Source organism: Streptococcus sp. Marseille-Q5112, from assembly GCF_916700555.1.
In the GTDB taxonomy this organism is placed as follows: Bacteria; Bacillota; Bacilli; order Lactobacillales; family Streptococcaceae; genus Streptococcus; species Streptococcus symci.
Genome location: NZ_CAKAKP010000002.1, coordinates 119,282 through 136,692, shown reverse-complemented (window position 1 = coordinate 136,692; position 17,411 = coordinate 119,282). Strand labels below are relative to the sequence as shown.

Sequence of the window (17,411 nt, the reverse complement as noted above, 5' to 3'; positions counted from 1 at the left end):
CTTTATATTCTCAATCAGCCAGCCCCCTTAAGAGGTCACATTTTTCTGACTGACCTTTTTGTGTTATAATAATAGTAACGAAAAAATGGGAATTTTTCAAGGAAAAAAGATGAAAACAAAAATAATTGTGATTGTTGGACCGACTGCTGTTGGAAAAACAGCCCTTGCCATTGAAGTGGCCAAGCGTTTTAATGGCGAAGTGGTTAGTGGAGATAGCCAACAAGTCTATCGAGGACTTGATATTGGGACGGCTAAGGCTAGTTCAGAAGAGCAGGCAGCTGTTCCTCATCATTTAATCGATGTTAGAGAGGTAACCGAGTCTTACTCGGCTTTTGATTTTGTTGCAGAAGCTAAGATGGCTATTGAGAATATTCACAGCCGTAGCAAGCTTGCCATTATCGCTGGTGGAACAGGGCTTTACATACAGAGTCTACTAGAAGGATATCATCTCGGTGGAGAGATACCACATGAGGAAATTTTAGCTTATCGAGCTAGTTTAGAATCTTTTTCAGATGAGGAGTTAGCCCATCTGGTAGAGCAAGCAGGTCTTGAAATTCCCCAGTTTAATCGTCGTCGTGCTATGCGTGCCTTGGAAATTGCCCATTTTGGTCAGGATTTGGAAAATCAAGAGACCTTGTATGAACCGCTGATTATCTGCTTGGACGATGAGCGCAGTCAGCTTTATGAGCGTATCAATCGCCGAGTAGATCTAATGTTTGAGGCTGGGCTTTTGGATGAAGCTAAGTGGCTTTTTGACCATTACCCTGATGTGCAGGCTGCTAAAGGAATTGGCTACAAGGAACTCTTTCCTTATTTCCGTGGAGAGCAAACCTTGGAGGAAGCTAGTGAGAGTCTCAAACAGGCGACTCGTCGTTTTGCCAAGCGTCAGTTGACCTGGTTCCGTAATCGCATGCAGGTCACCTTTTATCAGATTGGAGAAACTGGTGTGCAAGACCGAATTTTAAGCCAGATAGAGGAGTTTTTAGATGATTGAAACGGAGAAAAAAGAGGAACGGGTCCTGCTCATTGGTGTAGAATTGCAGGGCATGGACAATTTTGATCTCTCTATGGAAGAATTGGCCAGTCTAGCTAAGACAGCTGGGGCAGTCGTTGTAGATAGTTACAGACAAAAACGTGAAAAATATGATTCCAAGACCTTCGTCGGCTCTGGTAAGTTAGAAGAGATTGCGCTTATGGTAGATGCAGAAGAAATTACCACTGTCATCGTCAATAACCGCTTGACTCCACGGCAGAATGTCAATCTAGAGGAAGTTCTGGGTGTCAAGGTTATTGACCGTATGCAGTTGATTTTGGATATCTTTGCCATGCGGGCTCGAAGCCATGAAGGTAAGCTCCAAGTTCACCTAGCCCAGCTCAAATACCTCTTGCCTCGTTTGGTTGGTCAGGGGATTATGCTCAGTCGTCAGGCAGGGGGAATTGGTTCCCGTGGACCTGGTGAAAGCCAGCTGGAGCTGAACCGTCGTAGCGTTCGCAATCAAATCACAGATATCGAACGCCAGCTCAAGGTGGTTGAGAAAAATCGGGCGACTGTCAGAGAAAAACGTCTGGAGTCTAGCACCTTTAAGATTGGTTTGATTGGTTATACCAATGCTGGGAAGTCAACTATCATGAACACTTTGACCAGTAAGACACAGTATGAAGCAGACGAGCTTTTTGCAACTCTAGATGCGACGACTAAGAGTATCCATCTTGGGGGCAATCTACAGGTGACTTTAACTGATACGGTTGGTTTTATCCAAGATTTGCCGACAGAGTTGGTGTCCAGTTTTAAGTCAACCTTGGAAGAAAGCAAGCATGTGGATCTTCTGGTTCATGTCATTGATGCCAGCAATCCTTACCACGAGGAGCATGAAAAAACGGTTCTTTCCATCATGAAAGACTTGGACATGGAGGATATTCCTCGCCTGACCCTTTATAATAAAGCGGATTTGGTCGAAGATTTTACGCCGACCCAAACTCCTTATGCCCTCATTTCTGCCAAGTCTGAGGATAGTCGCGAGAACTTGCAGGCACTATTTTTAGAGAAAATCAAGAATATTTTTGAATCCTTTACTCTGCGCGTGCCTTTTTCTAAGTCCTATAAGATTCATGATTTGGAAAGTGTTGCGATTCTGGAAGAACGTGACTATCAAGAGGATGGCGAAGTCATTACAGGCTACATTTCTGAGAAAAACAAATGGAGGTTAGAAGAATTTTATGACTGATATCAAAACCTTGGCTCTAAAATATGGAGGCTATACAAGTCTGGACAAGGTCTATCTGGATCAGCTTCTAGCTGGCAAGACAGAGCAGGAGCAGTTGGCACTTATCACACCTCCGCCCAGCGTGGTCAATGCTTACTTTGCAGAACTTTACCAAAAAAAGAGTCCTGAGGCAGCGACGGATTATTTTGCGGAACTCAGTCAGGAACTGAATCTTTACAATACTGAGCCGAGTTTCACACTCGAAAACAAGCCTTTTATTCGTCTTAATCTGTCTGGTAAATCCTTTGGTTTTTGCTATGAGAGTGAGGGTCTTGGTCGAATTTTCTCTGAGAATGAAGAGAAGATTTCGGATGACTTACTTTTTGAAATTGCACAAATTTTCCCCCATCAGCTAGTCTTTGAGGAGTCTGGCAAGATTTACATGAAGGCTGTCGAGGACGAGGAAGTTGTTAGCGTGGAAAATCTTACAGCTTTGACAGATTTGGAAAGCTTGGCTGACGGTCGTAAGCGTCTCAAAGGCTACAGCCAAGAGGAGTTATTACAAGAAGCCACAGCTTTTTCTGGCAAGCGCTATTTCCGATCGGAAAACCGCACAGCCATGTTATATATTGATTAATTAGAAAGTATCGAATGGATATTCAATTTTTAGGAACGGGGGCTGGTCAGCCCTCTAAAGCCCGCAACGTTTCAAGTCTCGCTCTGAAATTATTGGATGAGATTAACGAAGTCTGGCTATTTGACTGTGGAGAAGGAACGCAAAATCGCATTCTGGAAACCACAATTCGACCACGTAAGGTCAGCAAAATTTTTATCACCCACCTGCATGGAGACCACATTTTTGGCTTACCAGGTTTCCTTTCTAGTCGAGCCTTTCAGGCTAATGAAGAGCAGACGGATTTGGAAATCTATGGACCTCAAGGGATCAAGTCCTTTGTCTTAACCAGCCTTCGTGTGTCAGGTTCGCGCCTGCCTTACCGTATTCATTTTCATGAGTTTGACCAAGATTCTTTAGGAAAAATCCTTGAGACCGATAAATTCACAGTGTATGCAGAGGAGTTGGACCACACTATTTTCTGCGTTGGCTATCGTGTCATGCAAAAGGACCTAGAAGGTACCTTAGATGCTGAAAAGCTCAAGGCTGCTGGTGTCCCATTTGGCCCACTTTTTGGGAAAATCAAAAACGGCCAGGATGTTGTTTTGGAAGACGGTACTGAAATCAAGGCAGCAGACTATATCTCAGCTCCACGTCCAGGTAAAATTATCACTATTTTAGGAGACACTCGAAAAACGGATGCCAGTGTGCGTCTGGCTGTCAATGCCGATGTCCTTATCCATGAATCGACTTATGGCAAGGGTGATGAAAAAATTGCTCGTAACCATGGCCACTCTACTAATATGCAAGCGGCACAAGTAGCGGTAGAAGCAGGAGCCAAACGCCTCTTGCTCAACCATATCAGTGCCCGTTTTCTCTCAAAAGATATCAGCAAGCTCAAAAAAGACGCTGCTAGTGTTTTTGAAAATGTCCATGTGGTCAAAGACTTGGAAGAAGTGGAAATCTAAAAGCTTGGGAAAGGATAAGTATGCCTACTATTCTCATTACAGGTGCTAGCGGTGGCCTAGCTCAAGAAATAGTCAAACTCTTGCCAAATGACCAACTCATCTTACTTGGTCGAAATAAGGAAAAATTAGTCCAACTCTACGGAAACCATCCCTATGCAGAATTGATTGAAATCGATATTACCGATGATTCAGCCTTAGAAACTCTGCTAGCAGACCTTCATCTCCGCTATGACGAGATTGATGTTTTGGTAAACAACGCTGGTTACGGGATTTTTGAGGAATTTGACCAGATTTCCGACCAAGATATTCATCAGATGTTCGAGGTCAATACCTTTGCCCTAATGAATCTGTCTCGTCGCCTTGCGGCTCGAATGAAGGAAAGTCGAAAAGGCCATATCATCAATATTGTTAGCATGGCAGGTTTGATCGCTACTGGTAAGTCTAGTCTCTACTCTGCTACCAAGTTTGCGGCCATTGGTTTTTCAAATGCCTTACGCCTCGAACTGATGCCTTATGGTATTTACGTAACGACTGTCAATCCAGGACCAATCCGCACAGGATTTTTCGACCAAGCCGACCCAGATGGCACCTATCTCAAGTCGGTTGAACGCTTCCTGTTGAAACCAGATGCAGTGGCTAAAAAGATTGTCAAGATTATAGGAAAAAACAAACGAGAACTCAATCTCCCGATGTTGTTGAACCTAGCCCATAAGTTTTATACTCTTTTTCCAAAGCTAGCTGATAAGCTGGCAGGGGAAACTTTTAATTATAAATAGAAGAAGTTCCTTTTAAAGGGACTTTTTTACTTCTTTTAATTTAAAGGTTAATAAGTGTTTTTTCTTTTAAAACTACTTTCAGTTTTTTAATTCTTCTACAAATTTTAGAAAAAACTATCAAAAATATTATTTCATATGCTAAAGTATTGAAAATTCCTATATTATTTAATAAAATAAGGGTAAAAGACTATTAAAAGTTATGCGCTTACATAAAAATGAAAGCGATTACTAAAGAGGAGGATTTTATGGAAAAAAGCTATTGGAATCGGAAAAGAGTCTATAGCATTCGTAAATTTGCTGTAGGAGCTTGCTCAGTAATGATTGGAACTTGTGCAGTTCTATTCGCAGGAAATATAGCTGGAGAATCTGTAGTTAATGCGGATGAGACACCTATTACTCGTACTGCTGAGAAACCTAAAGACGAAAATCCTATAGTAGAAGAAAAGCTTGATCAAGCTTTGGAAACTAAAAATGTAGTTGAAAGTACAGCACAAAAACAACCTAGTGCAACTGAGTCTATTTCATCTGAGAAGAAAGAAGATAAAGCAGTAACTCTAAAAGAGGAAAAAGCGTCTTCAAAACCTGAAGAAAAAGCTCCAAAGATAGAATCACAAGCTTCAAGTCAAGAAAAACCGCTCAAGGAAGATGTTAAAGCTGTGACAAATGAAGAAGTCAATCAAATGATTGAAGACAGAAAAGTGAATTTTAACCAAAATTGGCACTTTAAACTCAATGCGAATTCTAAAGAAGCCATTAAACCGGATGCAGATGTATCTACGTGGAAAAAATTAGATTTACCGCATGACTGGAGTATCTTTAACGATTTTGATCATGAATCTCCTGCACAAAATGAAGGTGGACAGCTTAACGGTGGGGAAGCTTGGTATCGCAAGACTTTCAAACTAGATGAAAAAGATCTCAAGAAAAATGTTCGCCTCACTTTTGATGGCGTCTACATGGATTCTCAAGTTTATGTCAATGGTCAGTTAGTAGGTCATTACCCAAATGGTTATAATCAATTTTCATATGATATCACTAACTATTTGAACAAAGATGGACGTGAGAATGTAATTGCTGTTCATGCAGTCAACAAACAGCCAAGTAGCCGTTGGTATTCAGGTAGCGGTATTTACCGTGATGTGACTTTACAAGTGACAGATAAGGTGCATGTTGAGAAAAATGGGACAACCATCTTAACGCCAAAACTTGAACAACAGCAACACGGCAAGGTTGAAACTCATGTGACTAGTAAAATTGTCAATACGGACGACAAAGACCATCAACTTGTAGCAGAATATCAAATCGTTGAACGAGGTGGTCAGGCTGTGACAAGTCTAGTACGTACAGAGAGCCGTACCTTGAAAGCACATGAAGTAACTAGTCTTGATGCGATTTTAGAAGTTGAAAGACCAAAACTCTGGACAGTTTTAAATGACAAACCGGCCTTGTACGAATTAGTTACACGTGTTTACCGGGACGGTCAATTAGTTGATGCTAAGAAAGATCTGTTTGGTTACCGATATTATAACTGGACTCCAAATGAGGGCTTCTCTTTGAATGGTGAACGCATTAAATTCCATGGAGTTTCCTTGCACCATGACCACGGAGCGCTTGGAGCAGAAGAAAACTACAAGGCTGAGTACCGTAGACTGAAACAGATGAAGGAAATGGGAGTGAATTCGATTCGTACGACTCACAACCCAGCAAGTCCTCAGACTTTACAGATTGCAGCTGAACTTGGCTTACTTGTTCAAGAAGAGGCCTTTGATACATGGTATGGCGGAAAGAAACCTTATGACTATGGACGTTTCTTTGAAAAAGATGCTACCCATCCTGAGGCTAAAAAAGGTGAAAAATGGTCCGACTACGATCTACGTACTATGGTAGAGAGAGACAAAAATAATCCCGCTGTTTTTATGTGGTCAATCGGAAATGAAATCGGTGAAGCAAATGGGGATCCCCATTCTCTAGCGACTGTTAAACGTCTAGTCAAAGTTATCAAGGATGTTGATAAGACTCGTTATGTTACCATGGGAGCAGATAAGTTCCGTTTCGGTAATGGCAGCGGTGGGCATGAAAAAATTTCTGATGAACTCGATGCTGTTGGATTCAACTACTCTGAAGATAATTACAAAGCCCTTAGAGCTAAGCATCCAAAATGGTTGATTTATGGGTCAGAAACATCTTCAGCAACGCGTACAAGAGGAAGTTACTTCCACCCAGAGCGTGAGTGGGTACAAAGTAATCAGTCATGGCGTAACTATGAACAGTCCGATTATGGTAATGACCGTGTTGGTTGGGGTAAAACGGCAACTGCTTCATGGACATTTGACCGTGACAATGCTGGCTATGCTGGTCAATTCATTTGGACAGGTACGGACTATATCGGTGAACCAACTCCATGGCACAACCAAAACAACACGCCGGTTAAAAGCTCTTATTTTGGTATCGTAGATACTGCAGGTATTCCAAAAAACGATTTTTATCTTTACCAAAGTCAATGGGTTTCTGCAAAGAAAAAACCAATGGTTCACCTTCTTCCTCACTGGAACTGGGAAAACAAAGAGTTGATAGATAATGTAGCAGACGCGGAAAATAAAATCCCTGTACGTGCTTATTCTAATGCTGCAAGTGTAGAATTGTTCTTGAATGGAAAATCTCTTGGTCTTAAGACTTTCAACAAAAAACAAACTAGCGATGGACGAACTTACCAAGAAGGTGCTAATGCTAATGAACTTTATCTTGAATGGAAAGTTGCTTATCAAGCAGGTACCTTGGAAGCAATTGCTCGTGATGAATCTGGCAAGGAAATTGCTCGAGATAAGATTACGACTGCTGGTAAGCCAGCGGCTGTTCGTCTTATCAAAGAAGATCATGCAATCGCAGCAGATGGAAAAGACTTGACATACATCTACTACGAAATCGTTGATAGCCAAGGGAATGTAGTACCAACTGCCAATAATCTGGTTCGCTTCCAATTACACGGACAAGGCCAACTTGTCGGTGTCGATAACGGGGAACAAGCCAGCCGTGAACGCTATAAGGCGCAAGCAGATGGTTCTTGGATTCGTAAAGCATTTAATGGTAAAGGTGTTGCCATTGTCAAATCAACTGAACAAGCAGGTAAATTCACACTGACAGCCCATTCAGATCTCTTGAAATCTAGTCAAGTAACTGTCTTTACTGGTAAAAAAGAAGGACAAGAGAAGACTGTTTTGGGTACAGAAGTAGCAAGAGTTCGTACATTAATCGGTAAAGATCCAAAAATGCCGAAAACAGTAGGTTTTGTATACAGCGATGGTAGTCGTGAAAAACTTCCAGTAACTTGGTCTCAAGTCGATGTTAGTCAAGCAGGAGTTGTGACTGCTAAAGGTACAGCAAATGGACGTGAGGTAGAGGCTCGTGTCGAGGTTCTAGCAATTGCGAAAGAATTACCAACAGTTAAACGTGTTGCTCCAGGAGCAGACTTGAATACTGTAGATAAATATGTGTCAATACTTGTAACCGATGGAAGTGTACAAGAGTACGAAGTAGATAGCTGGGAGATTGCGGAAGCAGATAAAGCCAAACTTTCAGTAGCAGGATCACGTATTCAAATGACTGGTCAGTTAGCTGGAGAAACTATTCATGCAACCCTTGTGGTAGAAGAAGGAAAAGCTGCAGCACCTGTAGTGCCAACTGTTACTGTTGGTGGTGAGGCAGTAACAGGGCTTACTAGTCAACAACCAATGCAATACCGCACTCTTGCTTATGGTGCCCAATTGCCAGAAGTCACAGCAAGTGCTGAAAATGCTGATGTTACAGTTCTTCAAGCAAGCGCAGCAAACGGCATGCGTGCGAGCATCTTTGTTCAGCCTAAAGATGGTGGCCCTCTTCAAACCTATGCGATTCAATTCCTTGAAGAAGCACCGAAAATTGACCACTTGAGCTTACAAGTTGAGCAAGCTGACGGTCTCAAAGAAGACCAAACAGTCAACTTGTCGGTTCGAGCTCATTATCAAGATGGAACGCAAGCTGTATTACCAGCTGATAAGGTGAGCTTCTCTACAAGCGGTGAAGGGGAAGTTGCAGTCCGAAAAGGAATGCTTGAGTTGCATAAACCAGGAGCACTTACTCTGAAAGCTGAATATGAGGGGGCTAAAGGCCAAGTTGAACTCACCATCCAAGCCAATACTGAGAAGAAGATTGCGCAATCCATCCGTCCTGTAAATGTAGTGACAGATTTACATCAAGAACCTACTCTTCCATCAACAGTAACTGTTGAGTATGACAAAGGTTTCCCTAAAACTCACAAAGTCACTTGGCAAGCTATTCCGAAAGAAAAACTAGACCACTATCAAAGCTTTGAAGTGTTAGGTAAAGTTGAAGGCATTGACCTGGAAGCGCGTGCTAAAGTATCTGTAGAAGGTATCGTTTCAGTTGAAGAAGTTAGTGTGACAACTCCAATCGCAGAAGCACCACAATTACCAGAAAGCGTTCGTACATATGATTCAAATGGTCACGTTTCATCAGCTAAGGTTGCATGGGATGCGATTCGTCCAGAGCAATACGCTAAGGAAGGTGTCTTTACAGTTGACGGTCGCTTAGAAGGTACTCAATTAACAACTAAACTTCATGTTCGCGTATCTGCTCAAACTGAGCAAGGTGCAAACATTTCAGACCAATGGACCGGTTCAGAATTGCCACTTGCCTTTGCTTCAGATTCAAATCCAACCGACCCTGTTTCAAATGTCAACGATAAATTGATTTCCTTTAATGACCGACCAGCCAATCGTTGGACAAACTGGAATCGTAGTAATCCAGAAGCTTCGGTTGGTGTTCTGTTTGGAGATTCAGGTATCTTGAGTAAACGCTCCGTTGATAATCTAAGTGTCGGATTCCACGAAGACCATGGAGTCGGTGCACCGAAATCTTATGTGATAGAGTATTATGTTGGTAAGACTGTTCCAACAGCTCCTAAGAATCCTAGCTTTGTCGGTAATGAAAACCATGTCTTTAATGATCCTGCTAATTGGAAACAAGTGACTAATCTAAAAGCTCCAGAACAACTCAAGGCTGGAGAAATGAATCACTTTAGCTTTGATAAAGTTGAAACCTATGCTGTTCGCATTCGCATGGTTAAAGCAGATAACAAGCGTGGAACGTCTATCACAGAAGTACAAATCTTTGCGAAACAAGTTGCGGCAGCCAAACAAGGACAAACAAGAATACAAGTTGACGGCAAAGACTTAGCAAACTTCAACCCTGATTTGACAGACTACTACCTTGAGTCTGTAGATGGAAAAGTTCCCGCAGTCACAGCAAGTGTTAGCAACAATGGTCTCGCAACCGTCGTTCCAAGTGTTCGTGAAGGTGAGCCAGTTCGTGTCATCGCGAAAGCTGAAAATGGCGACATCTTAGGAGAATACCGTCTGCACTTCACTAAGGATAAAGACTTACTTTCTCGTAAACCAGTTGCTGCAGTTAAACAAGCTCGCTTGTTGCAACTAGACCAACCACTTGAATTGCCAACTAAGGTTCCGGTTTACTTCACAGGTAAAGACGGCTACGAAACAAAAGACCTGACAGTTGAATGGGAAGAAGTTCCAGCAGAAAATCTGACAAAAGCAGGTCAATTTACTGTTCGAGGTCGTGTCCTTGGTAGCAATCTTACTGCAGAGTTCACTGTACGAGTGACAGATAAACTTGGTGAGGCTCTTTCAGATAACCCTAACTATGATGAAAACAGTAACCAGGCCTTTGCTTCAGCAACTAATGATATTGACGACAGTTCTCATGACCGTGTAGACTATATCAATGATAGAGATCACTCTGAAAATCGTCGTTGGACAAACTGGTCTGCAAGACCGTCTACCAATCCAGAAGTATCAGCAGGTGTGATATTCCGTGAAAATGGTAAGATTGTAGAGCGGACTGTTGCGCAAGCCAAACTTCACTTCTTTGCAGATAGTGGTACAGATGCACCATCTAAACTTGTTTTGGAACGTTATGTCGGTCCAGACTTTGAAGTGCCTACCTACTATTCAAACTACCAAGCATACGAATCAGGCCATCCATTCAACAACCCAGAAAATTGGGAAGCTGTTCCTTATCGTGTGGATAAAGACATTGCAGCTGGTGATGAAATAAACGTAACATTTAAAGCTGTCAAAGCCAAAGCCATGAGATGGCGTATGGAGCGTAAAGCAGATAAGAGCGGTGTTGCGATGATTGAGATGACCTTCCTTGCACCAAGCGAATTGCCTCAAGAAAGTACTCAATCGAAGATTCTTGTAGATGGAAAAGAACTTCCTGATTTCGCTGAAAATCGTCAAGATTATCAAATTACCTATAAAGGTCAACGTCCAAAAGTCTCAGTTGAAGAAACCAATCAAGTAGCTTCAACAGTTGTAGATAGTGGAGAAGACAGCCTTCCAGTACTTGTTCGCCTCGTTTCAGAAAGTGGAAAACAAGTTAAGGAATACCGTATCCAGTTGACTAAGGAAAAACCAGTTTCTGAGAAGACAGTTGCTGCTGTACAGGAGGAACTTCCAAAACTTGAATTTGTTGAAAACGATTTGGCCTACAAGACAGTTGAGAAAAAGGATTCTACGCTGTATCTAGGTGAAACTCGTGTAGAACAAGAAGGAAAAGTTGGAAAAGAACGTATCTTTACAGCAATTAATTCTGATGGAAGTAAGGAAGAAAAACTCCATGAAGTGGTAGAGGCACCGACAGACCGCATCGTCTTGGTTGGAACGAAACCAGGCACCGCCCTTCCAGAAGATGAAGTGAAGAATCTTGTCCTTAACAGACCAGAACTTGTGGTCGAAGAAGAAACCATTGATTTCAAGGTTCAGGAACGTAAGTCTGATAAGTTGTATCTAGGTGAAACCCGTGTTCTTCAAGAAGGAAAACAAGGAGTCCGTGTTCGCTTGATCGAAGTGGAAAACGGAAAACGCCAACTTAAAGAAACTTATGATAAAGTTGTTGCTCAAGATCGTATCCTAGAAGTTGGAACGCAACCAGGCACCTCTCTTCCAGAAGACGAAGTTAAGAATCTTGTGCTTAACAGACCAGAACTTGTGGTCGAAGAAGAAACCATTGATTTCAAGGTTCAGGAACAAAAGAACGATAAACTTCCAGTAGGTCAAACTCGAGTCCTCCAAGAAGGAAGACAAGGAGTCCGTGTTCACTTGATTGAGGTTGAAAATGGTAAGCGAACTGAAAAGGATAGCTATGATAAAGTTATGGCTCAAGATCGCATCGTAGAAGTCGGTACAGCTGGCGAAACAACCAAACCAGTAGCTCAAGAAGCTAAAAAACCAATCGCTTCAAGTGAATCTAGTCAAATTAACAAAGCGCAGTTACCAAATACAGGAAGTGCGGCAAGTCAAGCAGCAGTAGCAACAGGCTTAGCTCTTCTCGGTTTGAGTGCAGGATTAGTAGCCACTAAAGGTAAAAAAGAAGATTAGAAATTTTGATACCTTCTTTATCATTAAAGACTAGCGAGAAGCTCTTGTCTTAGATAGAAGATAAATCCCTTGGAATATAAGTTTCTAAGGGATTTTCTTTGTATAAAATTGTATAGTGTTATTATCTACCTTATTTTGTAGAGAAAGCAAAAATCCCTAGAAAATGTTTAGGGATTCAATTATTTCATTAAGAACAATTCAACAATCATCTCGATATACATGACAAGGGTTAATAAGAATCCTGCACGCCAGAAAAATTTGATGAATTTAGGATAGTAAAAGCTACGTTTTTTCAAAAGGAAGAAAAAAACGAGAATAATGGCTAGGAGTGAGAGAGCTAGTCCCAGTCTAGGAAGGAAATTATGGGTAAAGGTTTTAGCTGTAATCAGGTAATACTCAAATACCAAGAATGGAAAAGCCAAATCCGCAAAGTTTCGTCCTAGTTTTTTTAATCTAAAAAGTTTGGTTATGATAATGCAGACTACTAAGGTCAGTATCAATAATAAAATAGATGCTAATTTCATTAAAATCATACCCATATTGTATCATAAAAAATCGCTAATGGAAACGAGAAACAGAGGAATTTATAGGAAAGTCAGGCTTTTGAGATTGTAGATGTTTTTTGTTATAATGAAAGTTATGAAATCTTATAATACTTTGAATGATTATTATCGAAAACTATTTGGAGAAAAGACCTTTAAAGTCCCTATTGATGCGGGGTTTGACTGTCCCAATCGTGATGGGACTGTGGCTCATGGAGGCTGTACTTTTTGTACGGTTTCAGGTTCTGGAGATGCTATCGTAGCACCGGACGCGCCTATCCGTGAGCAATTTTATAAGGAAATTGACTTTATGCACCGTAAGTGGCCAGATGTGCAGAAGTATCTGGTTTATTTTCAAAATTTTACCAACACCCATGAAAAGGTGGAAGTTATCCGAGAGCGCTATGAGCAGGCTATCAACGAGCCAGGTGTGGTAGGAATCAATATCGGAACGCGCCCAGACTGTTTACCAGACGAAACCATCGAATATTTGGCTGAGTTATCGGAACGCATGCATGTGACGGTTGAATTGGGCTTGCAGACTACTTATGAAGCAACCTCTGACCTGATTAACCGTGCCCATTCCTATGAATTGTACGTGGAAACGGTCAAGCGTTTGAGGAAATATCCAAAAATTGAGATTGTTTCCCATTTGATCAATGGTTTGCCTGGTGAAACCCATGAGATGATGATTGAAAATGTCCGCCGCTGTGTTACGGATAACGATATTCAAGGAATTAAACTGCACTTGCTTCACCTCATGACAAATACACGTATGCAACGGGATTACCATGAGGGACGCTTACAACTCATGAGTCAGGACGAATATGTTAAGGTCATCTGTGACCAACTGGAAATCATTCCCAAACATATCGTCATCCATCGAATCACGGGAGATGCACCTAGAGATATGCTGATTGGGCCGATGTGGAGCCTCAATAAATGGGAAGTTCTAAATGCTATTGAAACTGAAATGAGACGTCGTGGAAGCGTTCAAGGATGCAAGGTTGTAAAACAGGAGTTTGAAAATGAAAAGACCACTTGAGATGGCACATGACTTTTTGGCTGAGGTAGTAACTCAGGACGATATCGTAGTGGATGCGACTATGGGAAATGGTCATGACACGCTTTTTCTAGCCAAGCTAGCTAAGCAAGTCTATGCTTTTGATATTCAGGAGCAAGCCTTGGAAAAGACGCAAGAGCGTTTGAACCAAGCTGGCCTGACAAATGCCCAGTTAATCTTGCAAGGCCATGAGACACTGGACCAGTTTGTGACAGAAGCCAAGGCAGGAATTTTCAATCTGGGCTATCTGCCGTCAGCTGATAAGTCTGTCATTACCCAACCTCAGACAACGATTGAAGCCTTAGAAAAGCTGTGTCATTTGCTTGTCAAAGGGGGACGGATTGCCATCATGATCTACTATGGGCATGAAGGAGGCGACCTCGAGAGGGATGCTGTCTTGGATTTTGTCAGTCAGTTGAACCAACAAGAGTACACAGCTGCCATTTACCGAACTTTAAACCAAGTCAACAACCCACCATTTTTAGTGATGATTGAAAAATTAGAGAGATATAGACATGGATAAACAATACCTACGTGAAAAGCTGGATGCCATGCGCCAGAATTTTGTTGAATCAACCCACCACGAACGAGCGGTGGGAGTGTTAGACCAAGCGCATATGAGCAAAAAAATGCTTAAAATCAAGAAAAAATTAGTAGCTCTTGAAATGGAACGGTGCCAGAGAAAAATTGAGCACAAAGACTGTTCCAAGATTGACCAAAAAATCAAAGAGCAGAAGGAGATTTTTGAATCTTGTTGTAAAAAAGACTAAGGAGGAATTGCGTGGAATTACTGATTTACCTCATCCTATTTTTACTGGTCTTGATTGTCTCAAGTACAACCAATAAGCTCCTGCCCTTTTTACCTCTCCCTTTGGTGCAAATTCTTTTGGGAATCGTGATTGGTCTCTTTTTACCCAATACCGACTTTCACCTCAATACAGAGTTGTTTTTGGCTCTGGTTATCGGGCCCTTGCTTTTCCGAGAGTCGGAGGAAGCAGATATTACGGCTATTTTAAAACACTGGCGAATCATTGTTTATCTCATATTTCCAGTGATTTTCATCTCGACCCTGAGTTTGGGTGGCTTGGCCCATTTTCTTTGGCTCAGTCTTCCCTTGGCGGCTTGCTTGGCTGTTGGGGCAGCCCTTGGCCCTACGGACTTGGTGGCCTTTGCCTCTCTTTCGGAGCGCTTTAGCTTTCCTAAGCGCGTGTCCAATATCCTTAAGGGTGAAGGACTTTTGAATGATGCATCAGGTTTGGTTGCCTTTCAGGTAGCTTTGACAGCTTGGACAACTGGAGCCTTTTCCCTTGGGCAAGCGAGTAGTTCGCTCATCTTTTCAATCCTAGGCGGTTTTTTAATTGGCTTTTTAACAGCCATGACCAACCGTTTCCTCCACACCTTCTTGCTAAGTGTGAGAGCAACAGATATTGCTAGCGAGCTTTTATTAGAATTGAGTTTGCCTCTGGTGACTTTCTTCCTGGCAGAAGAAGTCCATGTTTCAGGGATTATTGCCGTTGTAGTTGCTGGGATTTTAAAGGCAAGCCGTTTTAAGAAAATTACGCTCCTCGAAGCCCAAGTGGATACGGTGACCGAGACGGTTTGGCATACAGTGAATTTTATACTGAACGGTTCTGTCTTTGTGATTTTAGGGATGGAGTTGGAAATGATAGCAGAGCCTATCTTGACCAATCCAATCTATAATCCCTTACTGTTATTTGTATCTCTTATAGCCCTTACCTTTGTCCTCTTTGCTATTCGTTTTGTCATGATTTATGGCTATTATGCCTATAGGACTAGACGTCTCAAGAAAAAGCTAAATAAGTATATGAAGGACATGCTTCTTTTGACCTTTTCAGGTGTCAAGGGAACGGTGTCGATTGCTACGATTCTTCTGATACCAAGTAATCTAGAGCAGGAGTATCCTCTCTTACTTTTCCTTGTCGCAGGTGTGACGCTGGTAAGCTTTTTAACAGGTCTCTTGGTCTTGCCTCATCTTTCTGATGAACAGGAAGAAAGCAAGGATTATCTCATGCATATCGCTATTTTGAATGAAGTAACGCTAGAGTTGGAAAAAGAGTTGGAAGATACCAGAAATAAGCTCCCTCTCTATGCAGCCATTGACAATTATCATGGACGTATTGAAAATCTCATACTGAGTCAAGAAAATAAGGGGGCTCAAGAAGACTGGGAGGCCTTAAAACTTCTCATCCTCAGTATTGAAAGTGATGGTTTAGAACAGGCTTACGAAGAAGGCAAGATGAGTGAGCGTGCCTATCGAGTTTACCAACGTTATTTGAAAAACATGGAACAAAGTATAAATCGCAAGTTTGCTTCACGTTTGACCTATTATTTCCTTGTTTCCTTGCGGATTTTACGTTTTCTCCTTCACGAAGTCTTTACCTTTGGCAAGACCTTCCGCAGTTGGAAAAATGAAGAATCACAGAAACTCAGAGCCCTTGACTATGACCAAATTGCAGAGCTCTATCTAGAAAATACAGAGATGATTATCGAAAGTTTGGAAAACCTTAAAGGGGTTTATAAGAGTTCTTTAATCAGTTTCATGCAGGATTCTCGTCTCCGAGAAACAGCTATCATCACCAGTGGTGCCTTTGTCGAACGGGTTATCAATCGCGTCAAGCCCAACAATATCGATGAAATGCTGAGAGGCTATTATCTGGAGCGCAAGTTGATTTTCGAATATGAAGAAAAACGATTGATTACGACCAAGTATGCCAAGAAGTTACGACAAAATGTGAATAACTTAGAGAACTATTCATTGAAGGAAGCTGCCAATACCCTACCTTATGATATGGTGGAATTGGTAAGAAGAAATTAATCAAGATTATAAGTGAAGGAGTGTGACATGAAAAAGTGGTGGAAAGAGCTGATAGATAAGCCTTTATTAAAAGCTTTTTTGCATTATTATCAAGCATCAGATAGTGAGTTGACCAGTGTCGCAGTAGCCTACTATTGGTTGATTTCGATTTTTCCCCTGCTTTTGGTAGTGGTTAATATCCTCCCTTATTTTCAGATTCCAGTTTCTAATTTTTTAAAGGTTGTCAATGAATTCTTGCCGGATACCATGTATGATGTGGTCGCAAAGATTATTACAGAAGTGCTGACCCAACCGTCAACAGGCTTATTGAGTTTTGCGGTTTTGTCAGCCCTCTGGACATTTTCAAAATCCATGAATTTCCTACAGAAAGCCTTTAATAAAGCTTACGGAGTAGCAAAAAATCGTGGACTGATTTCCCATCAGCTTATGAGTTTGTTTGTCAGTTTTGGCTTGCAGATTCTCTTTGCCTTGGCTCTCTTTCTGAGTGTTTTTGGCCGTATGCTCCTCAACCTTATCAAAAGCTATTGGAAATCGGATAGTCCTATTTTTGATTATCTGCAAGACCTAACAGGCCCCCTGGTCTATGCTTTGATTTTCGCTATCTTGATCATGCTTTATTATTTCTTACCTAATATTAAGGTCCGACGAATTCGCTCTGTATTACCAGGTAGTGCCTTTGTTTTATTGACTCTGGTCTTACTACTTAATATCTTTTCAGTCTATGTCAACAATTATGTCAATCACCTAGTGGACGTCCGTTTTTTCAGTTCCGTCGTGGTGGTGGTCATGATGTTCTGGTTTATTCTCATCGCTAAGATTTTAATTGTCGGCGCGGTGATTAATGCCAGTGTTCAGAGTTTGAAAGATCCGAGCTTAAGAATAAATTAACTTCATTTTTTATCCATAGCAAAACGCATACTATCAAGTTTTTATAATACCTGATAATATGCGCTTT

The 17,411-nt window shown here is 41.6% G+C and carries 12 protein-coding genes; 11 read left to right on the top strand and 1 reads right to left on the bottom strand.

Annotated features, from left to right (window positions below; all coding sequences use genetic code 11):
• Window positions 1-109: 109 nt before the first annotated feature.
• The 6 genes from miaA (at window position 110) to bgaA (ending at window position 12,015) form a co-directional block, all read left to right on the top strand.
• Window positions 110-994: a tRNA (adenosine(37)-N6)-dimethylallyltransferase MiaA gene (gene miaA / locus LG372_RS02650; protein WP_225742058.1), complete on the top strand. Its 885-nt coding sequence runs from the start codon at window positions 110-112 to the stop codon at window positions 992-994.
• Window positions 987-2,225, top strand: a complete 1,239-nt coding sequence (hflX, locus tag LG372_RS02645; protein WP_225742057.1) for a GTPase HflX — start codon at window positions 987-989, stop codon at window positions 2,223-2,225. Before miaA ends, hflX begins: the two co-directional genes overlap by 8 nt.
• Entirely contained in the window at window positions 2,218-2,841 is a 624-nt protein-coding gene (locus tag LG372_RS02640) for a cystathionine beta-lyase (RefSeq protein ID WP_049551824.1), read from the top strand. Before hflX ends, LG372_RS02640 begins: the two co-directional genes overlap by 8 nt.
• A gap of 14 nt (window positions 2,842-2,855) precedes the next feature.
• Window positions 2,856-3,785: a ribonuclease Z gene (gene rnz, locus LG372_RS02635; RefSeq protein WP_125409442.1), complete on the top strand. Its 930-nt coding sequence runs from the start codon at window positions 2,856-2,858 to the stop codon at window positions 3,783-3,785.
• A gap of 20 nt (window positions 3,786-3,805) precedes the next feature.
• Window positions 3,806-4,561 carry an SDR family NAD(P)-dependent oxidoreductase gene (locus LG372_RS02630; RefSeq protein ID WP_225742056.1) on the top strand — a complete coding sequence of 252 codons (756 nt, stop codon included), beginning with the start codon at window positions 3,806-3,808 and terminating at the stop codon, window positions 4,559-4,561.
• Between the two features lie 245 nt (window positions 4,562-4,806).
• Window positions 4,807-12,015, top strand: a complete 7,209-nt coding sequence (bgaA, locus tag LG372_RS02625) for an LPXTG-anchored adhesin/beta-galactosidase BgaA (RefSeq protein WP_225742055.1) — start codon at window positions 4,807-4,809, stop codon at window positions 12,013-12,015.
• A gap of 179 nt (window positions 12,016-12,194) precedes the next feature.
• Here the strand turns inward: bgaA and LG372_RS02620 are convergent, their stop codons facing one another.
• Window positions 12,195-12,554: a DUF3397 family protein gene (locus tag LG372_RS02620; protein ID WP_061590294.1), complete on the bottom strand. Its 360-nt coding sequence runs from the start codon at window positions 12,552-12,554 to the stop codon at window positions 12,195-12,197.
• Window positions 12,555-12,645: 91 nt separating this feature from the next.
• Between LG372_RS02620 and LG372_RS02615 the strand changes: the two genes are divergently transcribed.
• The 5 genes from LG372_RS02615 to LG372_RS02595 are packed head-to-tail and all read left to right on the top strand — an operon-like array spanning window position 12,646 to window position 17,344.
• A complete protein-coding gene (locus LG372_RS02615) occupies window positions 12,646-13,602 on the top strand; it encodes a TIGR01212 family radical SAM protein (RefSeq protein ID WP_225742087.1) in 957 nt (318 codons plus the stop codon).
• Complete coding sequence (locus LG372_RS02610) at window positions 13,586-14,143, top strand: tRNA (mnm(5)s(2)U34)-methyltransferase (RefSeq protein ID WP_049486756.1); 558 nt, start codon at window positions 13,586-13,588, stop codon at window positions 14,141-14,143. Before LG372_RS02615 ends, LG372_RS02610 begins: the two co-directional genes overlap by 17 nt.
• On the top strand, window positions 14,136-14,390 hold the full coding sequence (locus LG372_RS02605; protein ID WP_000361085.1) for a hypothetical protein: 255 nt from the start codon (window positions 14,136-14,138) through the stop codon (window positions 14,388-14,390). The genes LG372_RS02610 and LG372_RS02605 overlap by 8 nt, the downstream gene beginning before the upstream one ends.
• A gap of 11 nt (window positions 14,391-14,401) precedes the next feature.
• Window positions 14,402-16,456 (top strand): cation:proton antiporter, encoded by a 2,055-nt coding sequence (locus LG372_RS02600; protein WP_225742054.1) that lies wholly within the window; start codon window positions 14,402-14,404, stop codon window positions 16,454-16,456.
• 27 nt (window positions 16,457-16,483) lie between these two features.
• On the top strand, window positions 16,484-17,344 hold the full coding sequence (locus LG372_RS02595) for a YihY/virulence factor BrkB family protein (RefSeq protein WP_225742053.1): 861 nt from the start codon (window positions 16,484-16,486) through the stop codon (window positions 17,342-17,344).
• The last annotated feature ends 67 nt before the right edge of the window (window positions 17,345-17,411 follow it).